26 protein-coding genes and 2 pseudogenes are annotated in these 26982 nt (G+C 69.0%); 16 read left to right on the top strand and 12 right to left on the bottom strand.

Going from position 1 to position 26982, the window contains the following annotated elements; translation table 11 throughout:
• Positions 1-42: 42 nt before the first annotated feature.
• Positions 43-1005 carry an amidohydrolase family protein gene (locus ABT245_RS38855; RefSeq protein WP_351743653.1) on the top strand — a complete coding sequence of 321 codons (963 nt, stop codon included), beginning with the start codon at positions 43-45 and terminating at the stop codon, positions 1003-1005.
• 152 nt (positions 1006-1157) lie between these two features.
• Here ABT245_RS38855 and ABT245_RS46340 read toward each other — a convergent pair whose 3' ends face one another.
• Positions 1158-1427, bottom strand: coding sequence for a hypothetical protein (locus tag ABT245_RS46340; protein WP_502982271.1), 270 nt, complete (start codon positions 1425-1427; stop codon positions 1158-1160).
• A gap of 268 nt (positions 1428-1695) precedes the next feature.
• On the opposite strand from ABT245_RS46340, the gene ABT245_RS38865 reads away from it, so the two are divergent.
• Complete coding sequence (locus ABT245_RS38865; RefSeq protein ID WP_351743656.1) at positions 1696-2538, top strand: IS5 family transposase; 843 nt, start codon at positions 1696-1698, stop codon at positions 2536-2538.
• A 115-nt stretch (positions 2539-2653) separates the two neighbouring features.
• Here the strand turns inward: ABT245_RS38865 and ABT245_RS38870 are convergent, their stop codons facing one another.
• Positions 2654-3151, bottom strand: a complete 498-nt coding sequence (locus ABT245_RS38870) for a winged helix-turn-helix transcriptional regulator (RefSeq protein WP_351743659.1) — start codon at positions 3149-3151, stop codon at positions 2654-2656.
• A 104-nt stretch (positions 3152-3255) separates the two neighbouring features.
• On the opposite strand from ABT245_RS38870, the gene ABT245_RS38875 reads away from it, so the two are divergent.
• Both ABT245_RS38875 and ABT245_RS38880 read left to right on the top strand, forming a co-directional pair.
• Positions 3256-3900, top strand: coding sequence for a dihydrofolate reductase family protein (locus ABT245_RS38875; protein ID WP_351743661.1), 645 nt, complete (start codon positions 3256-3258; stop codon positions 3898-3900).
• 402 nt (positions 3901-4302) lie between these two features.
• Positions 4303-4786 (top strand): annotated as a pseudogene (locus tag ABT245_RS38880) (transposase family protein); the annotation flags it as partial.
• A 3-nt stretch (positions 4787-4789) separates the two neighbouring features.
• On the opposite strand, the gene ABT245_RS38885 reads toward ABT245_RS38880, so the two are convergent.
• Both ABT245_RS38885 and ABT245_RS38890 read right to left on the bottom strand, forming a co-directional pair.
• Positions 4790-5095, bottom strand: a complete 306-nt coding sequence (locus tag ABT245_RS38885) for a hypothetical protein (protein ID WP_351743664.1) — start codon at positions 5093-5095, stop codon at positions 4790-4792.
• A 176-nt stretch (positions 5096-5271) separates the two neighbouring features.
• On the bottom strand, positions 5272-5883 hold the full coding sequence (locus ABT245_RS38890) for a TetR/AcrR family transcriptional regulator (protein ID WP_351743667.1): 612 nt from the start codon (positions 5881-5883) through the stop codon (positions 5272-5274).
• A 144-nt stretch (positions 5884-6027) separates the two neighbouring features.
• Between ABT245_RS38890 and ABT245_RS38895 the strand changes: the two genes are divergently transcribed.
• Positions 6028-6762 (top strand): SDR family NAD(P)-dependent oxidoreductase, encoded by a 735-nt coding sequence (locus ABT245_RS38895; RefSeq protein ID WP_351743670.1) that lies wholly within the window; start codon positions 6028-6030, stop codon positions 6760-6762.
• A gap of 33 nt (positions 6763-6795) precedes the next feature.
• Positions 6796-7419 (top strand): NADPH-dependent F420 reductase, encoded by a 624-nt coding sequence (locus ABT245_RS38900; protein WP_351743673.1) that lies wholly within the window; start codon positions 6796-6798, stop codon positions 7417-7419.
• A 177-nt stretch (positions 7420-7596) separates the two neighbouring features.
• On the opposite strand, the gene ABT245_RS38905 is transcribed toward ABT245_RS38900, so the two are convergent.
• The 6 genes from ABT245_RS38905 to ABT245_RS38940 form a co-directional block, all read right to left on the bottom strand.
• Positions 7597-8271 (bottom strand): response regulator transcription factor, encoded by a 675-nt coding sequence (locus tag ABT245_RS38905; RefSeq protein WP_351743676.1) that lies wholly within the window; start codon positions 8269-8271, stop codon positions 7597-7599.
• Complete coding sequence (locus tag ABT245_RS38910; RefSeq protein ID WP_351743678.1) at positions 8268-9488, bottom strand: sensor histidine kinase; 1221 nt, start codon at positions 9486-9488, stop codon at positions 8268-8270. Before ABT245_RS38910 ends, ABT245_RS38905 begins: the two co-directional genes overlap by 4 nt.
• Positions 9489-9622: 134 nt before the next feature.
• Entirely contained in the window at positions 9623-11887 is a 2265-nt protein-coding gene (locus ABT245_RS38915; protein WP_351743681.1) for an MMPL family transporter, read from the bottom strand.
• Positions 11888-12320: 433 nt separating this feature from the next.
• Entirely contained in the window at positions 12321-13010 is a 690-nt protein-coding gene (locus ABT245_RS38920; protein ID WP_351743684.1) for an ABC transporter ATP-binding protein, read from the bottom strand.
• A 398-nt stretch (positions 13011-13408) separates the two neighbouring features.
• Entirely contained in the window at positions 13409-14146 is a 738-nt protein-coding gene (locus tag ABT245_RS38935) for a polysaccharide deacetylase family protein (RefSeq protein ID WP_351743686.1), read from the bottom strand.
• Entirely contained in the window at positions 14143-15540 is a 1398-nt protein-coding gene (locus ABT245_RS38940) for a glycosyltransferase family protein (protein WP_351743689.1), read from the bottom strand. The genes ABT245_RS38935 and ABT245_RS38940 overlap by 4 nt, the downstream gene beginning before the upstream one ends.
• A 165-nt stretch (positions 15541-15705) precedes the next feature.
• Here ABT245_RS38940 and ABT245_RS38945 point away from each other — a divergent pair, with 165 nt between their 5' ends.
• The 8 genes from ABT245_RS38945 (at position 15706) to ABT245_RS38980 (ending at position 22712) form a co-directional block, all read left to right on the top strand.
• Positions 15706-16119: a BlaI/MecI/CopY family transcriptional regulator gene (locus tag ABT245_RS38945; protein WP_351743692.1), complete on the top strand. Its 414-nt coding sequence runs from the start codon at positions 15706-15708 to the stop codon at positions 16117-16119.
• 4 nt (positions 16120-16123) lie between these two features.
• Entirely contained in the window at positions 16124-17140 is a 1017-nt protein-coding gene (locus ABT245_RS38950) for a M56 family metallopeptidase (RefSeq protein ID WP_351743694.1), read from the top strand.
• Between the two features lie 36 nt (positions 17141-17176).
• Entirely contained in the window at positions 17177-17473 is a 297-nt protein-coding gene (locus tag ABT245_RS38955) for a hypothetical protein (protein WP_351743697.1), read from the top strand.
• A gap of 179 nt (positions 17474-17652) precedes the next feature.
• Complete coding sequence (locus ABT245_RS38960; protein ID WP_351743699.1) at positions 17653-18144, top strand: MFS transporter; 492 nt, start codon at positions 17653-17655, stop codon at positions 18142-18144.
• A gap of 985 nt (positions 18145-19129) precedes the next feature.
• Positions 19130-19783: a response regulator transcription factor gene (locus ABT245_RS38965; protein ID WP_351743702.1), complete on the top strand. Its 654-nt coding sequence runs from the start codon at positions 19130-19132 to the stop codon at positions 19781-19783.
• Positions 19774-21042 (top strand): sensor histidine kinase, encoded by a 1269-nt coding sequence (locus ABT245_RS38970; RefSeq protein WP_351743704.1) that lies wholly within the window; start codon positions 19774-19776, stop codon positions 21040-21042. Before ABT245_RS38965 ends, ABT245_RS38970 begins: the two co-directional genes overlap by 10 nt.
• A 38-nt stretch (positions 21043-21080) precedes the next feature.
• Positions 21081-22355 (top strand): COG4705 family protein, encoded by a 1275-nt coding sequence (locus ABT245_RS38975; protein WP_351743706.1) that lies wholly within the window; start codon positions 21081-21083, stop codon positions 22353-22355.
• A gap of 189 nt (positions 22356-22544) precedes the next feature.
• On the top strand, positions 22545-22712 hold the full coding sequence (locus tag ABT245_RS38980; protein WP_351743709.1) for a hypothetical protein: 168 nt from the start codon (positions 22545-22547) through the stop codon (positions 22710-22712).
• 275 nt (positions 22713-22987) lie between these two features.
• Here the strand turns inward: ABT245_RS38980 and ABT245_RS38985 are convergent, their stop codons facing one another.
• A complete protein-coding gene (locus ABT245_RS38985) occupies positions 22988-24196 on the bottom strand; it encodes a hypothetical protein (RefSeq protein ID WP_351743712.1) in 1209 nt (402 codons plus the stop codon).
• A gap of 105 nt (positions 24197-24301) precedes the next feature.
• A complete protein-coding gene (locus tag ABT245_RS38990; RefSeq protein ID WP_351743714.1) occupies positions 24302-25402 on the bottom strand; it encodes a bile acid:sodium symporter family protein in 1101 nt (366 codons plus the stop codon).
• 539 nt (positions 25403-25941) lie between these two features.
• Here ABT245_RS38990 and ABT245_RS38995 point away from each other — a divergent pair.
• Together ABT245_RS38995 and ABT245_RS39000 are read left to right on the top strand one after the other, a co-directional pair.
• A pseudogene (locus tag ABT245_RS38995) lies at positions 25942-26252 on the top strand (IS982 family transposase); the annotation flags it as partial.
• Between the two features lie 255 nt (positions 26253-26507).
• On the top strand, positions 26508-26738 hold the full coding sequence (locus tag ABT245_RS39000) for a hypothetical protein (RefSeq protein WP_351743717.1): 231 nt from the start codon (positions 26508-26510) through the stop codon (positions 26736-26738).
• The last annotated feature ends 244 nt before the right edge of the window (positions 26739-26982 follow it).

A 26982-nucleotide genomic window follows, 5' to 3' on the forward strand; every position in this document is an offset into this window, starting at 1 on the left:
GAGATCAGGTCCGAGCCGATTCAGGATCCGGATCTACCGATTGTGGACCCACACCATCACCTGTGGCCGGACAGCCCGACGAACTTCTCAGCCGTCCCCGGAGACCGGAACGCCAACGCCACGCCCTACTCGGTGCAGGACCTGCGTGCCGATACCGGGTCCGGGCACAACGTCGTTGCCACCGTCTTCGTGGAGTGCTCCACCAACTACTACACCGAGGGGCCGCAACACCTACGGCCCGTGGGAGAGACGGACTGGGTCGCGAGCCAGTCCGTCTCCGACGGATTGCTCAGCGGCATCGTCGGCTACGCAAACCTGATGGAGGAACCGTCTGAACTCGCCGAAGCCCTGGACGCGCATACCGAAGCAGGGAACGGCACATTCAAAGGGGTTCGCCACACAGTGGCCTGGGATGCGAATCCGGGTGTGTTCGCTTCCATCCGCAGGCCGCCCTCGGGGCTCCTTCTCGACAGCACCTTCAGGAGAGGCGCATCCGAACTTGCGCGGCGCGGCCTCGTTTATGAGACCTGGACGTACTTTCACCAACTCCCGGAGCTGTGCGACTTCGCACGATCCCATCCGAACCTCGTGGTGGTCCTGAACCATCTCGGCGGCCCCGCAGCGACCGGGCCGTACGCCCAGCGGAGAGACGAAGTGCTTGAAGAATGGCGCGTCGGCGTTAAGGCGCTGTCGCACGTTCCCAATGTGGTGATGAAGCTCGGCGGGATCGGCATGCCCGCGTTCACCCCCGTCGAATTCATCGAGTCGACCCCGATGACATCCACTGGGATCGCCGACTACTGGGGCCTGCAAATCCGCTACTGCATCGAGACCCTGGGCCCCGAACGATGCATGTTCGAAAGTAACTTCCCGGTGGACAGAAGGCTGTGTGACTACGTCACCCTATGGAACGCGTTCAAACTGATCGCTGCACCCTACTCGATCGCCGAACGTGAATCCCTCTTCGCCGGTACTGCTCGTCGGAGCTACGGTATTGGACGATGAGAAAGAACCGCACCACACCACCGGTGTGCCCTTCGGCACGGGGAATCTCCCCGCCGCCTTCACCAGGTCGATTCGGTTGGTGCTGCAGTGGAGCTTCCGCAAGGAGCGTCAGCCCTTGATGTGGCCATGGCCTGCTCGCCGAGGCGCGATACTCACCCGAAAAGGTCGATGGCCACTGCCGCAGTACAAAGGAGCAGCAGCAGGCTGGAGCCGACGGTGAGTAGGAAGGCCGTCCTGCCGGTCGTCATCTCGGTCGGCGTCAGGACGTTGCTGAGGTCCTGCGGGTCGTGGATGACCTCGACGCTGCCGCCGACAGAAGCAGGGGCCCATTTGAAAGGACCGACAGACGCCCTCTTGGTGCCGGCCTCCGTCGAGAACTGGACCAGGAGCTCGGTTCCACCGTCGTCGCTCCGCGAACTCACGCATCTGGCCCGGGTGCGAATCCCGCGCGACCGCAACGCGCGCCCACGTCGGTAGATCCCCGAAGAGAAAAACAGCACGAATCCTGCAATAACGGCGATCGGAATAGCTGGACCAGCCATACCGCCCCCTCCTACGGCCGATGACCCGAATCCTTTTATCACGCTTAGGGGTAGCGCGGACAGGCGCGGTTGGGGCCCCGGTACCAGAACGGGCCCAGATCCCGGTGACCATGGGAGTTGCGGCGCTCTGTGATCGCTGAGGAGAGCTGTGCCCGCGCTGCCATCATGGCTGACCGAACCGCTCTGGGACCAATTCGTCGCCTTGCTTCCCGAGCGGTCGGAGTACCACCCGGAGTATCCACTCGGCTGCCACCGCCGACGCATCAGCAACGGGGTCATCTTCGACACGATGCTGCAACTGCTGCGCTTCGGCTGTTCTTACGAGGCGATCGCCGACACGACCTGCTCGGCCACCACGATCCGCAGCCGTCGCGACGAGTGGATACGACTGGACGTGTTCGCCCGGCTCAAGCAGATCGCGTTGGAGTCCTACGACCGGATCGTCGGCCTCGTCCTCGATCAGATCGCCGTGGACGGCTCCATCACCAAGGCGCCCGGAGGCGGCGAGGCGGCCGGTCGCTCACCGGTCGACCGCGGCAAACAGGGTCCGAAACGCTCCGGCATGACGAGCGGGTACGGGATTCCCCTGGGACGTGTCCTGGCCGGTGCCAACCGCCACGACTCCCCGTTGCTCGCCCCGACCCCGGACCGTCTGGACGACCTGGAGCCGTTACCCGACGACATCACCGTGTACCTGGAAGCAGGCTACGACTCGGACAAGATCCGCACGCTGCTCAGCGAACGCGGCCTGCACGTACGTATCGCACACAAAGGGGAGAAGGTGCCCATCCAGGCCAGTCAGCGGTGGCATGTCGAACGCACCCACGCCTGGCAGAACGCATCCCACCGCCTCGCCCCCTGCTGCGAGCGGCGTACCACCGTCATCGACACCTTCTTCGACCTCGGCGACACGATCATCACCGGCCGTAGCCTGATCCGGCAGACATGGACCACCCACCGCTGGGAGGAACGCCGCCGACGCCGACCATGACCTGCCGCCCGTCCGCGCAGCCTCCAAAGACCATAGTCAGGGCGCCCGCGCGGGAAGATGGGTATCGGCGGAGGACCAGTACTCCAAGCGATCTTGATGTCAGCCGGAGGGTATGTCAGTGCGCCTCCCTGAGTGCCTGCTCGTAGGCTGCCTGAAGGAGTTCGGAGACGCAGGGGTGGTCGGGGTTCGGGTGGGGAACACCCAGGTGCACCTCGCGGAGTTCGTCCATGAGGTCCTCCCAGAGATGCGGGCCGCCGTCCTCCAAGAGGCGAGCGCGGACGCTGAGTTCGGATGTGGTCGGGCGGTGCCGCATTCCCCAGGAGCCGAGCGCGACCATGACGGGGAGTGTCTGGATGCCCGCTTCTGTGAGGCTGTAGGTCGCTCGACGTCCTCGTTCGGCCTGCTCCTGTGTGAGGAGACCGCCGGCGACGAGGGCCTTGAGACGGCTGCTGAGGATGTTCGACGCGATCCCCTCCTCGGAGTGGCTGAGCAGCTCGCGGAAGTGTCGGCGTCCGCCGAACATCACGTCGCGCAGGACGATGAGGCTCCACTGGTCCCCGAGTGCCTCCACCGCCGCGTTGATCGCGCATCCGGACCGCGGTTTGTCTCGCATGCCCACCTCCAGTGATTGCATTCTGCCATCACCGAGTCTAGGCTCGCCCACGGCTAGTGATTGCAGTTCGCAATCACATCGCTTCGAAGGCAGGAGTCCGTGCAATGTCCCGTGTGAGGGTCCACAACTTCTCCGTCTCTGTCGACGGATTCGCCACCGGTGAAGGGCAGAGTCTCGACGCCCCGTTCGGTCACGCCGGCACGCGGCTGCATGAGTGGTTCTTCCCGACCAGGACCTTCCAGCAGATGCTGGGCGAGCCGGATGGGAGCACCGGGGTCGATGACGCCATCGCCGGCACCTGGGATGTCGGCATCGGAGCGGAGATCATGGGCCGCAACAAGTTCGGCCCCCAGCGCGGGCCATGGGAGAACGACGACTGGAACGGCTGGTGGGGGCCCAACCCGCCCTTCCACACACCGGTGTTCGTCCTGACGCACCACCCCCGCCCCTCGGTGGAGATGGAGGGCGGCACCACATTCCACTTCATCGACGCCACGCCGCAAGAGGCACTCCGTCAGGCGCGCGAGGCCGCAGGCGCCCTGGACGTGAGGATCGGTGGCGGGCCGACCACGATCCGCGAGTTCCTCGTTGAAGACCTCATCGATCAGCTGCACATCGCCGTCGTCCCGATCGTTCTGGGCCGAGGCGAGCGCCTGTGGGACGGACTCGAAGGACTCGAGAAGCGCTTCCACGTCGAGTCCGTGACAACCCCCAGCGGCGTCACGCACATGACCTTCACCCGGCCGTAGCGACCGCCTGCACAGGCGGCGATCGGCCTCGGTCTCCCACTCCGCACGCTCCGAAGGCTGGCAGGACGGACATCACTTCCAGGGGCGGCACCACGTTCGCCGTCGACACGACCGGCCGGGGCGCGCCGCCGATCCTGATCGACAGCGCCTTCAACGACCGCGGCCGTGGCCGAGTTCGCCACCCTGATGGCGTCGCAGGCACAGGATCTTTGGTGGTCACAGAGCGTCGCAACTCCCGGTTCACGGAATCTGTGCTTGCCCCGTCTGCCAATGGGCCCCGCCCGTGCCTATCGGCGTGGCCTCTTGTTGGGCCCTTTCCGAGCTGTCGGTGCTGACCGCGAGTTGGACTGTCCGGCGCAACGACGAAGCTTCTGGTGGACGGGTTCTCGACCATGATCACTCATGTCCCGCCAGGGGCTTCACACGCTTGTCTACCCGTCCCGATTGATCTGTCGAGCCGAACCTTGCGGTTCCTGGCCGGACGGCTACCAGCGCGGCAGGAGAAGATCGGGACGCGCCGGCGGTGCCTGCCGGTCGGCCGCCAGGCACTCCTTGTTCTGGCTCACCTGCGATGCGGTGACACCTACGTCCAGCTGTCTGCCGGGTTCGGTATCGGGCTCGCGATTGTTTTCCGCTGCATACGCGAAGCCGTCGACGTCCTGGCCGCCCTCGCTCCGTCTCTATGCGAGCCGATGACGACGATCCGGGAGAAGTCGTTCGTCATCCTCGGCGGCACTCTCCTGCCGATCGTCCGCATTGCCGCCTACACCCCGTTCTACTCCGGGAAACGCCAACGCCACGGCATGAACGGTGGGTTCTGGCCGATCTGTTCGGACGACTGCTTTGGGCCTCGCCGACTCTGCCCGGCTTTACCCACGCCCTTAAGTAGCTATCCGTCATCAGAAGCTTCCAGTGCCCTCTCATCGTGGTCGCGGAGCATCCGCATGACGGGGGCCGCTGACGGGTGCCGGCCTTTCTTCTTCCCGGTGGAGATGACGAGCCGCTCGGCGATCTCCCGCAGGCTCAGTTCCTGGTCGCAGAGGTGGAGCGCGACGGCGAGCACGGCGTCGTCCGTGACGGCGGCCCCGCCGATCGACTGCTGCCGCCGATCGTCTCGTCTGAGCTGTCCGGCAGAGCGCTGAGGCTGTTCAGCACTACGGCAGCGTGCGGGGCCGGCAGCTGCCAGGCCGACCACGTCGGCGGGTCCTCGAGGTCCCCGATCTCCCCGGCGGCTTCTGCCGCGGCCTTCAGCAGGCGGGCGGCCACTTCCGTAAAAGCCGGTCCGGGCCAGATGCCGGCGGCTGGTGTCGCGTACCAGCGGGTGCAGCCGCGCGACCGGCAGCGCGCCCAGCCCGGCCGCGGAGTGCCAAGTCAACTTGACACTTCCTCCCGTCGCCGGTCATCGCTGGTTGTGGCCGGCAGGGCGTTGTCGATGAGGACGGCGGCGATGGCGGCGGCGGCGGGGAAGGCGTCGGCGTTGAGGACCCGGGTGCGGGCCGCGGCGCCGTCGATGAGCAGCGCGAGCTGCTCGCCGAGCTGTTCAGGGTCGGCGGCGCCGGCTTCGCGGGCGGTGTCGGCGAGCCGCGCGGCGACGGCCTGCTTGTAGTCGCGCGCGTACTGGGATGCGGGGTGCTGGGGATCGTGGAGTTCGACGGCGGCGGCGATGTAGGGGCACAGGGGGGTGGTGGGGGGGATGTCGAAGGCGGCGAGGAGCCGTTCGCGGGGCGTGAGGTCGGTGCGGTCGAACACGCCGGACAGAACGGAGGGGTCGAACCGGCGCAGGTACTCGGCGACGAGTTCGTCCTTGCCGGTGAAGTGCTGGTAGGCCGTGCGCTTGGACACCTGGGCCGCCGCGCAAAGCTGGTCCATGCCGGTGCGGTTGATGCCCTGCTCGCGGAACAGCTGCTGGGACGCGCTGAGGATGCGCTCGCGGGCGCCCCGGCCGCGGCGGCGGCCCTTGGGGCCCTTCTCCAACTCCGTCATGGGTCCATGGTACCCGAGCTGGGTAACGGCCGGTGTACATAGTTTGCGTCCCGGCCGCCCGCCCCGTACTGTAAGCACACAGATCGGTGTACATAACACTGTCACCCCAGGTGCGCACGGCACCACCGACCCGAAGGAGAGACCGTGGGAAAGCTCGACGGCAAGGTCGCGGTCATCACCGGCGGCACCACCGGCATGGCGCTGGCCGGCGCGAAGCTGTTCGTCGACGAAGGAGCGCACGTCTTCATCACCGGACGCCGCCAGGACGCCCTGGACGAGGCCGTGAAGCAGATCGGCCGCAATGTCACCGGCGTCCAGGGCGACGCCGCCGACCTGGACGACCAGGACCGCCTGTACGACACCGTCAAGCGGGAGAAGGGCAGCCTCGATGTGCTGTGGGCCAGCGCCGGCGTGGGCGAGCCCGCCCCGCTCGGCGAGATCACCGAGGCCCACTTCCACGCCGCGTTCTGGCTCAACGCCCGCGGCACCCTGTTCACCGTCCAGAAGGCCCTCCCGCTCTTCAACGACGGCGGCTCCATCCTCATGACCGGCTCCAACGCCTCCCTCGGCGCCTTCCCCGGCTGGAGCGTCTACGCCGGCAGCAAGGCCGTCCAGCAGGCCTGGGCCCGCGTCTGGCTCAACGAACTCAAGGACCGCCGCATCCGCGTCAACGTGCTCACACCCGGCCAGGTCGCCACCGCCAAGCAGGAAGAACTCTTCGACGAGGCCACCAAGCGCCAGTTCGAGTCCCTCATCCCCCGCGGTCAGATGGGCCGCCCCGACGAAATCGCCACCGCCGCCCTCTTCCTCGCCTCCGACGACTCCAGCTACGTCAACGGCATGGAACTCGTCGCCGACGGCGGCACCACCGCCATCTAGACCGAACAACACACAACCAGGGCAGGACATCTCATGAGCAACATCAGCATCATCGGCACCGGGAACATGGCCCGCACCATCGGCGCGCGGGCGGTAGCGGGCGGCAACACCGTCGAGGTCATGGGCCGCGATCAGTCCAAGGCTGCTGACCTGGCCAAGGCTCTCGGCGGCGGCGCCACGACGGGAGAGTGGGGCACCGCCCCGGCCGGGGACATCGTCATCGTGGCCCTGTTGTACGACGGTGTCGTGCCGGTCGTCGCCCAGTACGGAGACGCTCTCGCGGGCAAGGTCATCGTCGACATCAGCAATCCCTTCAATGCCACGTTCGACGGGCTGGCCCACCGCGAGGAGACCTCGATCGCGCAGGAAGTCGCCAAGGCGGCCCCGGCTGGCGCGAGCGTGGTGAAGGCGTTCAACACCATCTTCCGTCATGTCCTGGAGAAGGGTCGGCCCGACGTCTTCATCGCTGGCGACAATGCGCAGGCCAAGGCAAGTGTGGAGGCGTTCATCGAGAGCCTCGGGCTGCGCCCGCTGGATGTCGGCGGCCTGAAAATGGCGCACTGGCTGGAAGGAGCGGGCGTGGTCACGGTGGGCCTCGCCAACCACGGGGTGGGGAACTTGGACTTCGCCCTCAGCATCACCGAACTTGCCGTCTGAGCAAAACGGTTGACGGATTACCGAAAGGAGAGCGCCCGCCGCGGAAGTGCCCGCCGCCGCACCACGGCGACGGGCAGTAAGCGGCACCCAGGCAGGAGATGGAGTGCGAGCATGGAGACCTCGGCGTGCTCGCGGTCGGCGCCGGTGAGGACGCGCCTGTGCCGTGCGCGCGCCGAACTACTCGCGCGAGGCCCGGACCAGGCCGGACTGGTAGGCCCGTACCACCAGTTGGGCCCGGTCCCGGACATCGAGCTTGGCCATGGCACGCTGCACGTGGCTGCGGACGGTCAGCGGACTGACGTGCAGCTTTTCCGCGATCTCGTCGTTGGAGAGTCCGCCCGCGACCTCGGCGACCACTTCCCGCTCGCGCACGGTGAGTTCGGGGAGCGGGCCCCCGGCGACGGCCACGGGCTCATTCGCGGGGCCGTCGAGGAAGCGGGCGATCAGCGCCCGTGTGGCGAGGGGCGACAACAACGCTTCCCCGCCGGCCACGGTTGTGATGCCCGCGAGGAGTTCCTCCGGGCCGATGCCCTTGCCGAGAAACCCGGATGCGCCCGCGCGGATGGCCTCTGCGACGTACTCGTCGGTCTCGAACGTGGTGAGGACAAGGACCTTCGTCGCGCGCAGGGTCTCGTCCGCGGTGATCTCGGCCGTCGCCGCGAGCCCGTCGAGGACCGGCATGCGGATGTCCATGACGACGACGTCGGGGCGGGTGGCGCGGGCCAGGTCGACGGCTTCTCTGCCGTTGGCCGCGACCCCTACGACGTCGAAGTCCTCGCTGAGATCGATGAGGATGCGGAACGTTCCGACGACGAGGGCCTGGTCGTCGGCGAGCAGTACGCGAATGGTCACTTGTGCGGTACCTCCGCTGGGTGAGGATGCTGTGCCGTCTTGTGCATCGGCAGCCCGAGCGCGACGGTGAACCCGCCCTCCGCTCCGGGCCCGGCCTGCAGTCGGCCGCCGACGGACTGGGCGCGCTCCCGCATGCCGATGAGCCCGTAGCCGGGCACCCGGCCGGGACGAGGAGCTTGGGTGTCGGGGCGGCCGTCGTCGACGACGGTGATCGTCACCCAGCTTCGGGTGTACGCGAGATGCACCCCGGCATGGGCGGTGTGCGCGTGCTTGGTGACGTTGGTCAGCGCTTCCTGGATGATCCGGTAGGCCGTCAGATCCACACCGGGCGACAGCGGCTCGACGTCCCCCTTGGTGGTGACGTCCACCTTCAGACCCGCACGCTCGAAGGACGCCAGCAGGTCCGGGAGCTGGGCGAGTCCGGGGGCGGGGGCGCGGGGGGAGTCGGTGTCGCCGGTCTGGCGCAGCAGGCCGACGGTCGCCCGCAGCTCGCGCAGCGCCTCGTCGGTCGAGTCGCACAGATTCTCCATCACCTCCGGCGCGCGCTCCGGATGGTGGCGCATGAGATACGTGGCCGTACGAGCCTGTGTGGCGGCGAGCGAGACATGATGGGCTACCACGTCGTGAAGCTCACGAGCCATCCGCATACGTTCCTCGCTGACGCGCCGCAGGGCCTCTTCCTCCCGTGTGCGCTCGGCGAGTTCGGCCCGGGCCTCGGCCGCGGCCAGGTACTCGGTGTGGCTGCGCACCGCATCCCCGAAGGCCCCGGGCAGCAGCGTCCACGAGACCAGTCCGACGATGACGAACCCCCAGGGGAATTCGGGGTCCTGGGTCAGCGAAGCCACGAGTAGTGTCACGGTGGCCGTGACCGCTCCGGTCCGGGCCGTACGCCGGTCCGTGCGGACGGCGAGGAGGAACAGCGACGCCAGACACGATGCCTGGAGCAGCGGGGTGAGCTGAACACCAGCCAGGGCCAGAACCAGCGCACATGCTGTGGTGAAAGCCGTCGTCAGCCGTGGGCGAGCGCGGTGCAGGAGCAGGGCCACCGACGCGGCGGCGCAGATCACCACCACGAATGTGTCGGGCACGCGCACATGCGCGGGACTGTCGGGTTTCACGGCGCTCCCGATGACGCCGAGGACGAAGGCGGCCATGGCCAGGGCGCCGTCAGCCACACGCGGGTGCCGACGGTAGGTGTCCCGGCATTCGCTGATCATGCTGTGTCCCTCTGCCGTGGCTCTTGCGCGTTCCCTCGTCCCACCAGCATCGCCGATGTCGGCCATGACCCGCAGTGGAGCGGTAGGCGCGCTCCGCAAGGGGGCGGCCTACCGCTCAGTACGAGAGCGGCCGATCAGACGCGGCTCGGCTCGTGCTCCGCTTCCCTGATCTCGCAGGCCGAGGCGGCTTCGAGGGGCCGGTTCAGCTTCTCGCCCTCGACGTCCACGTTCGGCAGGATCCTCCCCAGCCGGCGCGGCAGCCACCAGGCCTTGTCTCCGAGGAGAGCGAGCAGGGCCGGCACAACGGTCATGCGGACGAGGAACGCGTCGAAGAAGACGGCCGACGCGAGGCCGAGGCCCATCATCTTGATCATCGACTCGCTCATCCCGATGAACCCGGCGAAGACCGACATCATGATCACGGCAGCGGCCACGACCACCTTGCCGCTGTGGCGGAAGCCGGTGACGATCGCCTGCCCGGGCCGCTCACCGTGGACGTAGGCCTCGCGGATGCGCGTGACCAGGAAGACCTCGTAGTCCATGGCCAGACCGAACACCACGCCGATCAGGAAGATCGGCATCATGCTGGAGATCGGGCCCACCGATTCGACTCCGAGCAGATCGGACAGCCAGCCCCACTGGAAGACCGCCACGATCACACCGAACGAGGCACACACGGAGAGAAGGAATCCGAGCGCCGCCTTCAACGGCACGAGGATCGAGCGGAAGACCACCATCAGGAGCAGGAAGGCAAGACCGACGACGAGCGCGAGGTAGGGCAGAAGCGCGCTGGTGACCTTGTCGGACAGGTCGATGTTCACCGCGGTGTTGCCACTGACCAGCATGTCTGCCCCGGTGTCGGCCTTGATGCCGTCGGCCTCCTCACGGATCGTGTGCACGAGGTTCTTGGTCTCGGTGGTGCTGGGACCGGTCGACGGTGTGACCTGGACCATGGCGGTGTCGCCGGCCTTGTTGAACATGGGCTGCGACACACTGACGACGCCGTTCGTCGCCTTGAGGTCGTCGACGATCGTGCCGGCCGCGGCCTTCGGATCGTCGGCGCCCTTGGCATCCACGACAATCGTCAGCGGACCGTTGAAACCCGGGCCGAAGGCGTCGGACAGAGCGTCGTACGCCCGGCGCTCGGTGGTCGACGTGGACTTCGCCTCGTCACCCGGCATGCCCAGTTCGAGGTCGAGCGCCGGCACCGCACACGTGCCCAGGGCCACCACACCGAACAGGAGCACAAGCAGCGGTCGACGGATGACAAAGCGAGCCCAGCGGGTGCCAAGCCCAGCCTTGTCGGGCTTGTGTGCCACAGGCTCTGGCGTCTTGACCGCCCCCTGCTTCTTCTCCTTCTTCCTCTGTTTCTCCTTCTTGCGCAAGGCCCTGGGCAGGACGGCCCTTGGGAAGAAGCCCAGCAGCGCGGGCAGCAGCGTCAGGGCGATCAGCACCGCGATCAGTACGGTGAACGCCGCGGCCAGACCCATCTTCGAGAGCATCGAGAGGCCGACGACGGACAGGCCGACGAGCGCGATGATCACCGTGAGACCGGCGAACACCACCGCCGAGCCCGCAGTGCCGGCGGCCCGGCCGACGGCTTCCTCAGGATCCCGGCCCTCCGCCCGTTCGGAGCGGTAGCGCGAGACGATGAACAGGGCGTAGTCGATGCCGACGGCGAGTCCGAGCATCAGCGCCAGTGTGGTGGTCGTGGACGAGAAACCGATGGTGCCGGCCAGCGCCGTGATGATGGCGACGCCCGTACCGATGCCGAGCAGCGCGGTGATCAGCGGCAGTCCCGCTGCCACGACGGAACCGAAGGTGATCAGCAGGACGACCGCTGCGGCGGCGATACCGATCAGCTCGGTGGAGGAGGACATCTCCATCGACTGCAGCGCATCACCGCCGATCTCCACAGTCAGGCCGGCATCGCGTGCGTCCTGCGCCGCGTCCTTGAGCGCGGTGGTCGTGGAGTCGGTGAGGTCGCTGCTCGACTCTTCGTAGGTGATGGTGGCGTACGCGGTGGTGCCGTCCTTGCTCACGGCGTGTGCCGTGAAGGGGTCGATGGCACTGTGCACCTGGGCGCCGTCGGCGAGTTCGCTCACCGTGTGCTCGATCGCGCCCTTGTTGTCGGTCGCGGTGATCTTCTGCCCGTCGGGGGCGACGAAGACGAGCCGGGCGGTAGCTCCGTCGGAGTTCCCGCTGTCGGGGAAGCGCTCGTTTATGAGGTCGAAGGCCTTCTGGGACTCCGTCCCCGGAATGGTCATGGAATCTTCGGGCGCGGCTGGTGCCTTCGCCGCGCCGAAGACGGCCGCGGCGAGTACCGCCGCCCAGAGCAACAGAAACCAGCGCCGTCTACGGAACGACATCCGGCCCAGTCGGTACAGGAAGGTGGCCACGAAGGAGACTCTCCAGTCTGGATCTCGGCAGGGGGCGGCCTGCCGAGCGCGCGGCTCGGCAGGCCACCGGAGCAGAGGGAAGCAGCGCCACCGTCTGAGCGGCGCGTATGTATGGGGCCATCCTTCGTGGAGCGGTGCCTCATCGGCATCGTCGCCCGGCACGCATTCGCGTCTAGTGCTGTGGCATGAGATTCAGCCTCGTCCAGCGAAGCTCATGTACTCCCACAGGAGGACGGGACCTTCGAGCGGGGCGCCGGACAGCGGATCGATCTTCCTTCTATCCGGGCTGTGTGATTGCTCAGCGTTGCAAACGGCCAGCAGCACAATTTCTCACGACGGTTCGACGATATGTGGCATGCGTGCCAGGCCCGCGGAGACTCGTGAGGGACGAGGCGTTTGTACTGGGTGATCCTGCGTCATACGTCGGCGCGGGTCAGTCGGTGTCGTCGGGGGTGGTGCCGGATAGGGGGGAGGCGCGGCTGGGCAGGTGTATCTCCACAAGAGTGGTGCCATCGGCACCCTCGCCGGGGCACGCGGTCTCGGTCATCGCCAACCTCGCTGGCGCCCCCGCAACGTGCGCGCCAGCGAGGCACAGCGGGAGGATGTTCATCCCGCCGACGAACGACGCGACGAACTCGGTGGCGGGATCGCCGTAGACCTCCTCTGGTGTGCCTGCCTGCTTGATGCGGCCCGCGCGTATGACGACCAACTGGTCGGCGAGCGACATGGCTTCCACCCGGTCATGGGGCACCAACACGACGGTCATGCCGAGCTGCCGCTGCAGGGCCAGCAGCTCCGCGCGCATGGCCGCCCGAAGTTCGGCGTCGAGGTTGGACAATGGCTCGTCCATCAGCAACACCGAAGGGCGGCGGACAAGAGCGCGGCCGATGCCGACCCGTTGCCGCTGCCCGCCGGACAGCTCGACCGGGCGGCGTTCCAGCAGTCCGCCGATCTTGAGCAGGCCGGCCACCCGGGAGGCCCGTTCGTGCCGCTCGGTCTTGGGCACCCGGGCCATCCGGAGGGGGAACCCGATGTTGGCCCGGACGGTCTTGTTCGGATACAGCGCATAGCTCTGGAACTCCATCGCCACGCCGCGATCCTCTGCCGCAAGACCGCGTCTCACGGTTACGACGCCGACAGCCAGCTCCTAACGACTACCGACTGTGGCGGCAAGACCGTCACCTACACCTACGACGACGCCGGCAACCTCTCCTCCGAGACCTCACCGCTGGGCAACCAGACCACCTACGCCTACGACGACAACCGGCGCCTCATCACAACGGGAGCCGCGCGGCAACGTCTCCGGCGCCGATCACGCGCAGTACAGGTGGAGCAGCGCCTACGATGCAGCCGGCAACATCCTGAGCCGGACTGACCCCAACGGGAAAAAGACCCTCACCAACGCGTACGACGGCGACGGCCGCCTCGTCGAACGCACCGACGCGCTTGCTCAAGGACGGTGACCCGTCCACGATCGAGAGGATCTGCCCTGGAGCGCGAACGCCACCGTTCCCTGAGGCCTCAGGCCGGATGGGGCCACCCGTGGTCACGCAACGGGCCGACGTCGTAGCCCCGTTGACCGCAGGTGTCGAGGATGCGGGGGAGGGCGCCCAGAGCCGAGCGCCAGGCACCGGGAGCGGACGTGCAGTCGGAGTCGTGAAGGAGGATGGTGCCGCCGCCGTGCAGGTCGGACGTGACGGTGCGGTGGACGGACTTTGGCGTGGCGCGGGCGGTCCAGTCCTCGCCCCAGCAGGTCCACAGCACCGGGGTGAGCCCGAGTCGGCGGGCGGCCAGGTGGGCGGCGGTCGACATGACCCCGTAGGGGGGCCGGAACAGCGTCGGCCGGCGTCCGGTGATGTCGGCGACGGTGTCACGGGCGCGGGCGAAGTCGTCGTACGCGGCGCGTGGGCCGCGCAGCAGCAGCGGGCGGTGGAGCCAGCCGTGGATGCCGATCTCGTGGCCCGCCGCGTCGATCTCGCGGACCAGGCCGGGCGCGCGGTGCGCCTCCCGGCCCAACAGGAAGAAGGTCGCCCGGACTTGGCGCTGGACGAGGAGGCGCAGAAAGTGCGGGGTGGACGTCGGGTCGGGGCCGTCGTCGAAGGTGAGTGCGATGTGATCCGGGCGGCCGCGGCCCGCCAGGCGGGGCATGGTGCGGTTGCGCAGCGGTGCGAAGGTCGAGACGACGGGTGCGGCATGGGCGGCCATCAGCGCGGGCAGGGCGGCGAGAGCGGCGGTGCGCAGCAGTCGGGTGGTGGTCACGAGTGGTGTCCTTCCGGATGCAGGCCGCGGTTCGGGTGTGGGTCGTCCAGGTCCAGTCCGTGACCGATGGCGTGCAGTACGCCCGGGCCGTCGTACGCCGTTGCGATCCCTGTGCCGACCGCGCACGCCCATACGGCGCAAGCGGCGGCGGTGGTGGTGACGAGTCTTTGGGCCGCGGGGCGTTGCCGTCGCGTCGTGAGGCGCGCCGGCAGAGGCGGCAGCCCCAGACTGTGGACGCGGGCTATCTCGGCGGCCGGCCCGTCATCGGGACCGACGGCGAAGAGGGCGAGTCCGGCCGCGCGTTGGCGCTGTCCGAGCGGGCCGTCGATCAGGTCGGACAGCACGGCCTTGAGCTGGGCCGGTTCGCGGATCCAGACCGCCGCGCCGGCCTCTTCCAGGGCGGCGGCGTTGGCCAATCCGTGGCCCGCTATGCAGCCGTAGCTCGCGACGGGCAGACCCAGGGCGAATGCCTCCAGGGAACTTAGCCCGCCGGCGTTCTGGACCAGGACGTCGGCGGAGTGCATCAGGCCCGGCATGTCGTCGACCCAGCCCAGTGCGTGCTCGATGCCGTCCGCCCGCAATTGTGCGGCCAGCGTCTCGTTGCGGCCGCAGACGACTACGGGGACGGCGGCGCCGCAGTGACGCACTTCCAGGGCGACCTGCCGGACTGGTCCTACGCCCCAGGAACCGGAGACCAGCAGTGCCAGCGGGGCGTTCTCCGGCAGCCCGAAGCGGCGCCGGGCCGCGACCCGCTCCCGTGCATCGCCGGGACGGAACCGCGGATCCGCCACCGGCCCGCACACCCGGACGTCCCGTGCCCCGGCGGCCCGCGCCTGGGCGGCGGGCACCGCGTGTGCGGCGAGGTGCACGTCCACGCCGTCGGCCACCCAGAGCGGGTGCACGGAGAAGTCGGTGAGATAGGTGAGGACCGGCACGGTGAGTCGTCCGCCGAGCCGCAGGCCGCCCAGGACGCGGCTGGCTCCCGGGTAGGTGGAGACGACCGCGCCGGTGCCGGGATGCAGCGCGTCCAGCATGCGCGCCTCGGCGGTGCGCAGCACAGCCCTCGCAAGCGGCCCTCCGCCGCCGGCGCGTTCGGTGCCGGCGTAGATCCGCTGGTAGGCCCATGGCGCCTGGACCAGCATGCGGTGGTACCCGTCCCGTACGAGCCGTCCGAGATGGGCCGGCAGCAGGTCCAGCAGATCGAACCGGTCGACGGCGAGCCCGCGGGCCGTGAGCCCGCGGTCCAGCTCGGCGGCGGCGCCGTCATGGCCGGCCCCGATGCTCGCCGACACGATCGCGACACGGTCGGCCCGCGCCGTCGCCGGGACCGGCTCCGGACGCAGGGCGGCAGTCGCCAGGGCGCGCAGATGCACCGAACTTCCGAGATAGGGCATGGGGCTTGTTCCTCCGCAGATGGAGTGGGCGGCCGCACTCTACAACATGTAGTAGTTAATCTCGTACGAGATGTAGTAGCTCCTGTGATGGCGGCCCGCCTCGCGTTCTACAGGTCGTAGTAGCTCCCGGTAGGGTGGGCAGCCGAGTGGGAAGGCGGTGCACAGGTGCGCGACCACAGGAGCGAGAAGAGCGGCGCGGTGACCGGTAGAAGGGCGCGTGGGGAGTTGGAGAGCAGCGTCCTCGCCGCCCTGTGGGCCGCCGAGGAGCCGCTGACCGCACGACAGGTCCTGGAACGACTGTCAGGGAACCTTGCCTACACGTCGGTGCTGACGATCCTGTCGCGCCTTTACGGCAAGGGGATGCTCGTACGCCATCCCGCGGGCCGGGGCAACGCCTATGCGCCCGTGCGGGACGAGGCGACCGAGACCGCCGTACGGATGCACAGCCTGCTCGAGCGTGGCTCGGACCGGGAGGCGGTGCTGTCCCGCTTCGTGTCCGAACTGTCGCGGGAGGACGAGCAGTTGCTGCACCGTCTACTGGGCGAGCAGGACACCGGCCGCGACGACGACGGGCAGTGAGCCGGTGAGGATCAGCGTCTACGTCCCGCTCGTGGTCGCCGTGGTCCTCGCGGTGCTCGCGCCTCGGGTGGCTCGGCAGCGGGCACCGCGGCCCGCGGCCTGGTTGCTGGCATGTGCGGCACTGGTGACGGTGACCGGCTGGCTCGGCTCGCTGGCCTTGCTGGCGTTCACCGGGTTCGCGCAGATCCCGGTAGTCGCGGAGGAGGGCCATTGGTCGGTGGCCGCGCTGCGCACTCAGGACCCGGTGTTCTTGTCCGTCGCGGCCGTCAGCGCCCTGGCCTTGGCGGCGGGGCTGGTGTCGCTGGGTGTGGCGGCCCTACGGCAGGCCCGTCACATCCTGTGGGCCCGCCGGGAATGCGGCCGGGTGCCCGGGGACACCGAACTGGCGGTACTCGACGACGAGGCCCCGCAGGCGTTCGCGCTGCCCGGGTCGCCGGGGCGGATCGTGGTGTCCCGGGGGATGCTGCGTTGCCTCGGTGATGCGGAACGCGAGGCGCTCCTGGCGCACGAACGGGCGCATCTCCGCGGCCGCCACCACCTCTTCCAGGCCGTGTGGCGGCTCACTGCGGCCGTCAACCCGCTGTTTCGCCCGCTGGCCGAGGCGGGCGGGTTCGTACTGGAGCGGTGGGCCGACGAGGAGGCCGCGGCCCGCGTCGGCAGCCGTAGGGTCGTCGCCCGGGCGGTCGGACGGGCGGCCCTCGCGTCCGCGGCCGTGGCACGCCCTGCCGCCCTGGCCGCGACCGGCGGGGCGGTGCCCCAGCGGGTACAGGCTCTGCTGGCCCCGCCGCCCCCGCGCCGCACCCTGCCGTTCGTGGCGGGTGCCCTTCTGCTCACCCTGTGCTGTGCCAGCCTGGCCAACGCCGCCTCGGACAGCGAGCGCCTGGTCGACAGCGCGGAACGCGCCCAGTGCGCGGCGGACGCCGAGGCGACGGGTGGGGCCTGGGTGGGGCACCCTCCGCGGGGGCGGGATGCTTGTTGCGGCCATCTTGCAGTCGACGATCATGGGCGACACCTCAGGTAGCCACGTAGCGCCGCGGTACTACGTGGTCAAAACGAGATGCTGCACAGCCTCACCGAACTCCTGCGCCACGAACGGGACTTCACCGCCAACGACTCGCACCGGCCACGCACCCCGCCGGCCGGACTGCAGCTCACCCTGGAGGCGGGACTCGCCCAGGGCGACGACGCGCGGCTGCGCCCGGCGCTGGAGGAGGGGCCGGCCACCACCCGCCGCCTGCACGGAACGGTGGAGGAGGTGCTACGGCTGTCCCGTTCCCCTGGCCTACCTAGCAGCCAGGCCCTGTCCGTGCCGGTCGTACGCGATCCGGCCGTTCGAGCGCGGACACACCGGTGACGGAGAGGGCGAGGGAGCCGGGGCGGCCCTGTCCGGCTTCTTCGTCCTTGGCTACTACAACATGTAGAGGCAAGATGGACACTTCAGGTTCGTCCAGAGGAGGTGGTCATGGGAAAGCGGTCCGGTGTTCAGGGAGTGCCCGCACCCACCGCGCGGGCGACATCATCGGAGAGGACCTTGTGAAGCCCGCACTCTCGGACGGACCCGCCCGGGGGTTCTCGCCGTGGCGCTTCGTGATGGCGTTCGGAGGCGTCAGCCTGCTGATGGACTTCGTCTACGAGGGCGCTCGTTCCGTCACCGGCCCACTGCTCGCTCATCTGGGCGCCTCCGCTGCCGTGATCGGTGTCGTCACCGGGGCGGGCGAGGCCGCCGCGCTCGGACTGCGCCTGGCTTCGGGCCCGCTGGCCGACCGCAGCCACCGCTTCTGGACATGGACGATCGCCGGATACGTCCTGACCGCCGTCAGCGTTCCGGTGCTCGGTCTGACGGGCGCGCTGTGGGTGGCCTGCACCCTCGTGATCGCGGAACGCGTCGGCAAGGCGGTGCGCTCCCCAGCCAAGGACACGCTGCTCTCGCACGCCACCGCCGCCACTGGAAGGGGCCGCGGCTTCGCGGTGCACGAGGCGATGGACCAGGTCGGCGCGCTCCTCGGTCCGCTCACGGTGGCCTGAATCCTCGCCCTCACCGGCGACGACTACGCCCCGGCGCTCGGGGTGCTCGCCCTGCCCGGCGTGGCCGCCCTCGCGCTGCTGGTCTGGTTGCGCGCCAGAGTCCCCGACCCGGTCGCCTACGAGACGAGCCCCGACACGGCGACTCCCGACGACACGAACCCCGCCGTAACCCGACACGGGCCACTGCCGCGCGCGTTCTGGGCCTATGCCGCCTTCACCGCAACGACCCTGACCGGCTTCGCCACCTTCGGCGTGCTCTCCTACCACCTGCGCCCCACTACCTCGGCGATCGACCTGGCCACCACCGACGGTGCCGAGGCGGCGGCGCGTCCCCGGGCGGGCGCATCCTCGCCCGCACCGACTGGGTCGACTCGCACAAAGACGCGACTCAGAAGGTCGTCGACGCGCTCGTGGCCACCATGCACGGGATCAACACGCACAGCGCGGCCGACATCGCGGACAAGCTGCCCGCGTCGTTCGTGCGGAACCAACTGGTCACCAAGGCCGACCACATCACGGCCCTGACCGAGGACAAGGGCCGGTTCCCGCCGGACGGGATCATGCCGGCCGGCGGCCCGAAGACCGCGCCGGCCCACCGAGAAGCTGGTCGGAAGCGTCACCTCGTCGGTGGACCTGAGCAAGACGTTCACCAACGAGTTCGCCCTCATCGCGAACAAGGAGGAGGGCTTCACCACCACCACGACACCAGCCGGTGCCAACGGCTGACACACCGGCGCTCACGGTGCCGCCCCGGGGCGGCACCGCGCATTCCGCACCCCCGCGCCCGGACGCCGCCCACGGCCGAAGCACAGCGCTCGCGCGCACCGGCCGGACCGACCGTGCCGACCGGGCACGTGGTCCGACGGAGGCCATTGCCAGGCCGTGGCGCGCTGTGACGTTGTCCCGAGCAGGGCGGACAGACCGAGCGTCAGGTGGCTGATCAGGGCAGATGGAGAATCGGGACGCGAGTATTTAGGGTCAGCACGTGGCTTTCATCATGGTGTGCGAAGACGACGCGGCGGTCCGCGGCATCCTCAGGCGTGCCCTGGAGCACGACGGCCACACCGTCTCCGTCGCCGCCACGGCCGACAGCCTGCTGCGGCAGCTCGCACCGGCGCCCCAGCTGGTCGTCCTGGATCTCGGGCTGCCGGACGCCGACGGCCGCGACGTCTGTCTGGCCCTGCGGGCTCGCGGCCTGGACGCGCCGGTGTTGATGCTCACCGCCTTGGACGGCCTGCATCACAAGGTGGGCGGCTTCGAGTCCGGCGCCGACGACTACATGACCAAACCCTTCGACATCCCGGAACTGCTGGTGCGCGTCCGAGCGCTGCTGCGCCGGGCCACCGTGGTGCCCGCACCGCACGACGTGGTCCTCGATCCGGCCAAGCACGTGGTGATCTGCGATTCGGTGACCATGAGCCTGACCCCGACCGAGTTCCGGCTATTGGGCCGCCTGATCGCCTCACAGGGCGAGGCGGTACGCCGTCACGCCCTCGTCGCCGCCGGCTGGCCGCACGGCGCGCAGGTCAGCGACAACACCCTCGACTCCTATGTGCGCCGGCTGCGGACCAAGCTCGGTCCGCTGGGTGTGGCCGAGCGTCTGGCGACCGTCCGTGGCGTGGGCTACCGATGGCAGTGACGGGGTTCCGCAGCAGGGTCGTCGCGCTCACCGTGCTGATCGCCACCGCCGTAGTCGCGATCCTGGTCGTGGTCTCGCACGTGCTGCTGAGCCGGGTGACCGACGCCGACGCGCACGATCTGGCCCATGCCCGCGCCGAGGCGGTCGCGGCGAACGTCACCGCCAAGGGTGGCCGGGTCATGCTCACGGAGAACGGCAGCGAGGCGCTGGACGAGGTCGCCTGGGTGTATGCCGACGGCCGCCTGATCGACGGGAACGTGCCGGCGAGCATGGTCGGGCGCGTCGAGGAGCTGGCGGACTCGGGGCGATCGCAGACCGCGTCGGTCGGCGATCACCTCCTGTACGCGCGGCGGGTCCCGATCGACGGCCACCACGTCATGGTGATCGTCCGGGTGGACCTCACGCCCTACGAGACATCCGAGCAGCGCAGCCTCACCTTGTCCCTGGTGCTGGGCGGCCTCACGATCCTCCTCGCCGGCGGTGTCGCGCACCTCGTGGTACGCCGCGCGCTGCGGGTCGTGCACGAGATGGCCGCCCTCGCCGACGACTGGGGCCATCACGAACCCGGGCGCCGCTTCGACCTCGGGGTCCCCCGCGACGAGTTCGGGGAACTGGGACAGACCCTGGACCGCCTCCTGGAGCGCGTCGACAACGCGCTGGCGGACGAGCGCCGGCTCACCGATGAGATCGCCCACGAGCTGCGGACACCGCTCACGGTCCTGCGGGGCGAGGCGCAGCTGGCTCAGCTGTCCGGCGATCCGGTGCCGCCGGAGGCGGTGCTGAGCGAGGTCGACCGCCTCGATGCGGCGATCACGACGATTCTGCGCGCCGCGCGCGCACGGACGGACGAGGGGACCCGGTGCGATCTGCGCTCCGCCGCGCGGCAGGCGATCGGCTGCCGCGCGGTCGAGGTCGCCTTTCCCGCGAAGATCGAGGTGGCCGTGGCGCCCGACGTCGCCGTGTCGCTGCTGTCACCCCTGCTGGAGAACAGCCTGCGGCACGCGCGGTCCCGTGTGTGGATCACCGCGCGCGACCAGGGCGACGCCGTCGTGGTCGACGTTCTGGACGACGGCCCCGGGTTCGATCCCGCGGACGTCGAGCGGGTCTTCGAAGCGGGCGTGACCGGCGGCGACGGGTACGGGCTGGGCCTGCCGGTGGTCCGGCGCATCGCCGCCTCGGCCGGTGTGGAGGTCCGCGCGATCGCGGACGGCCAAGGGCACGTCGAAGTGACCCTCCCGGCCGCACGTGCGGCCACGTAGTCAGGTTGCTTGCAGGTTCCCCGCGTAAACCTCCTGGCATGACAACGACAACGGAAGCGCGCACGCGCAGCGGGCGCCTCATGCTCAACAAGGTCCCCGAGGTCACCATCTGGTTCTGGGTGATCAAGATCCTGTGCACGACCGTGGGTGAGAGCTTCGCCGACTGGATCAACATGAAGCTGGGCGTCGGCCTGGTGAACACGGCCTGGATCTTCACCGCGGTGTTCGTGGTGGTGCTGGCCGTGCAGCTGCGGCTGAAGCGGTACGTTCCGTTCCCCTACTGGCTGACCGTGGTCGTTGTCAGCGTCACGGGCACCCTGTACACGGACATCCTGACCGACCAGTCGAACGTGCCGCTGTGGATCAGTTCCGCGGTCTTCTCCGTGCTGCTCGCGGTGGTCTTCGGCGCCTGGTGGCTGCGTGAGCGCACGCTGTCGATCCACTCGGTCACCACGTTCTCGCGGGAGTCGTTCTACTGGCTGACCGTCCTGGTCACTTTCGCGCTCGGCACCGCTACCGGCGACTGGACGCTGGAGCTGACCGGATGGAGCCCGGGGGCCTCGGTGTTGCTGCCGCTCGGCCTCATCGCGGCGATCACGGGGCTGTGGAGGTTCGGTGCGAACCCGGTGCTGTCCTTCTGGCTCGCCTACATCCTGACCCGCCCGCTGGGCGCGAACATCGGCGACTGGCTCGCCTCCCCCAAGGTCGCCCAGAGCCCCGGAGACCCGACCGGTCTCGCCCTGGGCACGTTCACCACCAGCCTGATCTTCCTCGGCCTGATCTTGGCGACGGTGGTCTACCTGGCGGTGACGCGCTCGGATGTGACTGAGACCTACGAGGCGGCCCACGCCGCACACCCCACCGGCGACCCGCGCAAGGAGCGCACCGCGCTGGCCGGCTTCGGAACGCTGGCCGTCGCCACCGCGGCCCTGTTGGTCTGGGCCCACGGTCAGCCGCACGTCGGCCCGGCGCCGGAGACCGACGCCACCTCCGCCGTTCAACTCGCCCCTGGCCAGGCCGTGAAGAAGTTCCCGCCCGCGAAGGTCGACGCACTCAAGTCACTCGCATCGACCTCACTCACGGACGCACGGTCGAAGAACGCGTCCGGGGCCCACGCAGCTGCCCAGTCATTGCGCGACCTCTGGGACGCCGACCAGGCCTCGTTGCAGCCGTTGGACAACACCGGCTGGACGTTCATCGACGCCCAGATGGACCGCGTCCTGAAGACCTTCGGCATCGACCACCCGAACCCGCCGATGTCGCCGGCCCAGCAGGAGGCTGAACTCAACACCCTCCTCACAGACATGCGCTGACGGACCTGATCGGCGGCGACTCCCCTGAGGGACGCCGCCGTCGATCACGCTTTCGCGGTGCTCCGGTGCTCGGGATCAGTGACGCAATGGCCGCTGACGCGCCCACTGTCGACCAAGCGCTGCCCGAGCCGCTGCGTGTCACCGACGGGCGCACGGTGTCGGCGCGCAACGAAGACCTGCGACCGCACCATGATCCTTCAACTGGTGGTAGCGCCGTGGTCGATGCTCTGGTGCACGGCCCTCGCCTGGGTGCTGGCTGTCCTGGGCCGCCAAGGCCACCTCACCCGCCACCTCATCATTACCACCGGCGTCCTGGCCCTGCTCCACAACAGCGGCGGCCACGGCTGGACTTGGTGAACGACGCCGCGGTTGACGGTCGAAGTCGGCTCGTCGTAGTCAGACCCGTAGTGGCTGGGCCAGGTCATGGGTGGCTGGGCCCCACCATCGCTGTCGGCCATGGTGGCGCCGTAGTTTTTTGGCCTTCGTCCTGGCGTCTTCCAGCCGCCTTGAGCGGCCTCCTGCGCTGGCACCGCCGGTAGGAGGTCACCTTGGAGATCCGACCCCTGCCGCCATGCCTCGCCATTCGGCGTGGGCTGTGATCTTCCCGGCTGATGATGACCGTTCCCCTCTTGTCACAGGGCCCGGTGAGAGATGGTGAGCAGGTAGGTGCCGTAGAAGAGGCTGACGCAGCCCGAGGCTGTGAGCAGGACGGTGATGGTGCGTAGGCGGCTGCGTGCGAGGTGTACGGCGAGGGGGAGCAGCAGGGGGAAGGCCGGGAGCAGGAACCTGGGCTTGCTGCTGAAGAAGTGGGTGCCGCCGACTGCCATCACGATCAGGACCGCGCAGTACGTGAGCAGCGGCAGGGGCGTCTTGTCGAGGACGCAGAAGAGGAAGAGCAGCAGGGCGCCGAGGACGATCGCGGCGGTGACGTAGACGACGAGGGTGTCGTGGCCGACGATCAGGTGCTTGAACGTGTGGGCCGTGTAGTGGCCGAAGTCGAACCGTGAGCCCCACAGACTCTGCACGTGGAAGTAGCCGAGCGGGTTGTGCGTCCTGAGCCCCACCCAGCCGATGTAGCCCAGCCATCCGAGGGGTGCCGCTGCGGCGGCCGCCCAGGCGCACGGAGCGGTGGGCATGCCGAGACGGCGCAGGTGCCACAGGTGAGCGACGGCTCCGGCGATGACGGCGGCCGCCACGGCGACGCCGTTGGGACGGCACAGCCCGGCCAGCACCGCCAGCGTTCCCGCCGTCAGCCAGCGACGGGTCAGCACGGCGTAGAGCGACCAGGCGGCGAAGGCCGTCATGACGGGCTCGGTGTACGCCATCGTCAGGATGATCGCGTGCGGCAGCAGCGCCCACAGCGCCACCAGGACGATCCCGACACGTCGTCCGTGCAGCAGTTCGCCGACCGCGTACACGCCCCAGGCGGCCACCAGGGCGGCAGTCCACGCGATGAGCAGCGCCACGTTGACCGAGCCGATCGGCAGCACCGTGTCCACTGCGCGGATGAGGCCCGGGAAGAGAGGGAAGAAAGCCAGGTCGTTGAAGACGCTGTGGCCCCATGGGGGGTGGACGATCAGGCCGTAGCCGTACTGGGAGATGTGCCAGTACCAGTGGCCGTCCCATTCCAGGCCGAGCACGCTCCGCGGGTGCCTGCCGACGTGCAGCGACCACAGGGCCGCCATGATCACCCCGGTCAGCCGCACCGAGGCGAACAGCGTCAGTGCCGGCAGTGCCTTCCTCAGCTCGAACCACCACGGCTGCCGCTGAGGTGATGGATCGAGTCTGGGCACGAACCGCTGCCTGAGCGGGCGGTTCGCCGTCGCGGGGCTGTTGCCCATCGTGGCCTCCTTCTCTGACGTGCAGGAGGGTGCGGTCGGAGGCCAGGTTCCATTGATAAGAAATCTCTTACTTCATGAGAATCAGTGACGTTCGGTATTAGCGGCTCATTGTGCAAGTTTTACTTCGTCGTCCTTCAGGGAGCGGATGCCGGCTCGCGGCACCCGGCGGCGTACGACACGGTTGGCGGCCGTCTTCTGCAGGAGCCCATAGGCGAGGACCGGCAGGAGCAGGTGCGGTTTGTCGGGCAGCGTGGTGGTGATGAGCACGGCGCTGGCGCTGCTGTTGTTCATGCCGCAGGCGAGGGTGAGGGAGGAGGCGGTGGGGGTGTCCAGTTTGAGCAGAAGGGCAGCGCCGCGGCCGGCGGTGAAGGACAGCAGGCACACCAGGGTGGCCACGGCCAGGGCGGCGGCGAACAGCAGCGGGCGGGGGTGGGCCAGGAAGGAACCGAGGGCGCCGCTTGCGTTGGTGTAGGTCAGGACGAGCGAGCCGATCAGCGTCACTGGCACCACGACGGACAGGACTCGGAACAGCCATGACGGGGGCAGCGCAAGGCGGCACAGCAGGCCGATGGCGCAGGGCAGGACCACGCTGGTTAGGGCGAAACCGCCGTGCGCGGTGTGTTCGGTCGTGGCGAGGCCGGCCGCGTAGCCGTCGTCCAGGAGGGGCAGCAGGGCTCTGATGACGATCGGGATCGTGATCGGGCTGAGGAGCGTGGAGACGAGGACGAGGCCCACCATGGTGGGCTGGTCGCCGTCCCCCTTGCCGGTCCAGACGGTGGCTCCGGCGGCTACGGGCATCGTCACGATGAGGATCATCGCCGAGATCAGACCGCTGCCGCCGTCGCTGTCGGGCGTGCGGTGCAGCAGGAACGCGACGACGGGGATGACCAGAAGCGGGATCGCCAGGTGCAGCAGGAGCCCGGCGACGAGGGCTTTCGGGCTGCGCAGCAGCCCGCCCAACGCCTGGACGGGAACCTGCAGTCCAGCTGAGAAGAGCACCAGGGAGAGCAGGATCGCGGCCGAGCGCAGAGGCACGTGTGGCATCTCGCCCAGCGGCAGGGTGTGCGGCCGGCGCAGCCACAGGCCGGGGCCCGGCCAGAGGACGGCGGCCGCGTAGGACAGGATGACCGCCCGGCCCAGCCGATGCCGCAGCCAGGCGGTGGCGCGGTCAGCAGGCGGATGGTCGGTGGGGCGTTCGGTGGTCAAAGCGGCCTTCTTCCGTCAGTGAGGCGGGGGCGGGACGAAGGGCCGCTATACGGAGGCGGGGTGCGTCGACGTTCATGATTTCTATGGTGCTCGACTGTGACTGGTGGTGCAGACGATGCCGCGCGGTAGTCAGGATGTGTTCAGGTATCCCGTGGCATGGTCGTGGATCATGACTCAGGAAATGTCTGAGACGTTCGGTGGTTGCCCTGGTGTCGGTCGTCATACGGACCGGGAGCAGAGCCCGGCCGACCGCGAGCGGGGAATGCACGTAGGGCGTGTTTCGAAAGTAGCGTCGTCCGCCCGGAGGGCGGGTCAGACGGGACTTTCGAAACACGCCCTAGCTGCGGGCGAGCATGACGGCATTCAGGACGAGGGAACAGCAGTGGCTTGGCGGATCTCACATGCGGGCGCGTGCCCAGTGCCGTGACCACGCTAGCGGCGTCGCGCCACTTGGTCCTGTTCTGCATGGATGTGGGGAAGTTCAGCGAGTGGTTTCGTCGTTCTGGGCCTGGGCCTGCCTGTTTGGGCCGTGTTCACGCCTGCTGATCGCCGACAAGGGCTTCGCCTCCAAGGAGTTCGAGAACGGCCGGGTCATGCGCGGTATCGAACTGCTGCGGCCCAAGCAGGAGAAGAAGCGCAAGGGCGAGCCTCTCCTCAAGTCGGTGCGGCAGCTGATCAGCTGATCGAGTCTGTGAACGACACCCTCGAAGGGCAGCTGGACCTCGAACAGCACGGCGGACGCACCTTTGAGGGCGTCGCCGTCCGCGTCGCTCAGCGAGTTCTCGCGATGGCCGCCCTGATCTGGCGAAACCGCAAGACCGGCGCACCGACCATGCGGTCGCTGGTCGCCGGCCTGGGAGACGGTCAGCTGGCGCATGGCGAAGTCGTCGAGGATGAGCAGGTCGGGCGGATGAGTTCGCGCATGCGCTTGTCTCGGGTGCGGTCCGTGCCATCGGCCGATGCCGCCAGCTCGTACCAGGGGCTCGCGCGCGTCGGTCCGGAGAGCCCGGGGCCGCTTTCCTGGCTTGGTCGCGCCGTCAGCCCGCTGCGCGGGCACAGGCCGTCGCCGCGGTGATCGGTCTCGGTGGTACCGCCCCTGAGCTGGATGGAGGACGATGTCGAGCAGCGGGTCACCAGGCAGGTGGTCGCCCACCTCAGACGGCTGCACGAGCGTCTGGCTCTCGTGTTCGACCGGCGGCGGGCCGCTCTCGCAGTGATTGCAGCCACCGATCTTCTGCAGCACCCGGTTACCGGCAGCACCCCAGAGACGACGCGGCCTGCCGGAGCCGTTGCCCCGGCAGCCGGAGGCGCTGCACCGCTGACGGTTGCGGCGTGAACACCGGTGTGCGTGCGGCCAGTTGCCTTGTTACCGAATGCGGACAGATCCGGCGGAACGACGCCTGCCATGGCGTCATCTCATGGGGTGCAGTGAAACAGCGATGCGGCCGGTCCCCCTGCCGGAGCAGGGGGAGTGGCCGTGCCTGGCCGACCATGGGGGAGTTTTCATCATGACCACGTACCGTGCCCGCCGTACCGCCCGTTCCGCCGCCCTGGCCGCCGTCACCGCCGCGCTGGCGCTG

Origin of the sequence: Streptomyces sp. NPDC001508, from assembly GCF_040298665.1 — a bacterium.
Classification (GTDB): domain Bacteria; phylum Actinomycetota; class Actinomycetes; order Streptomycetales; family Streptomycetaceae; genus Streptomyces.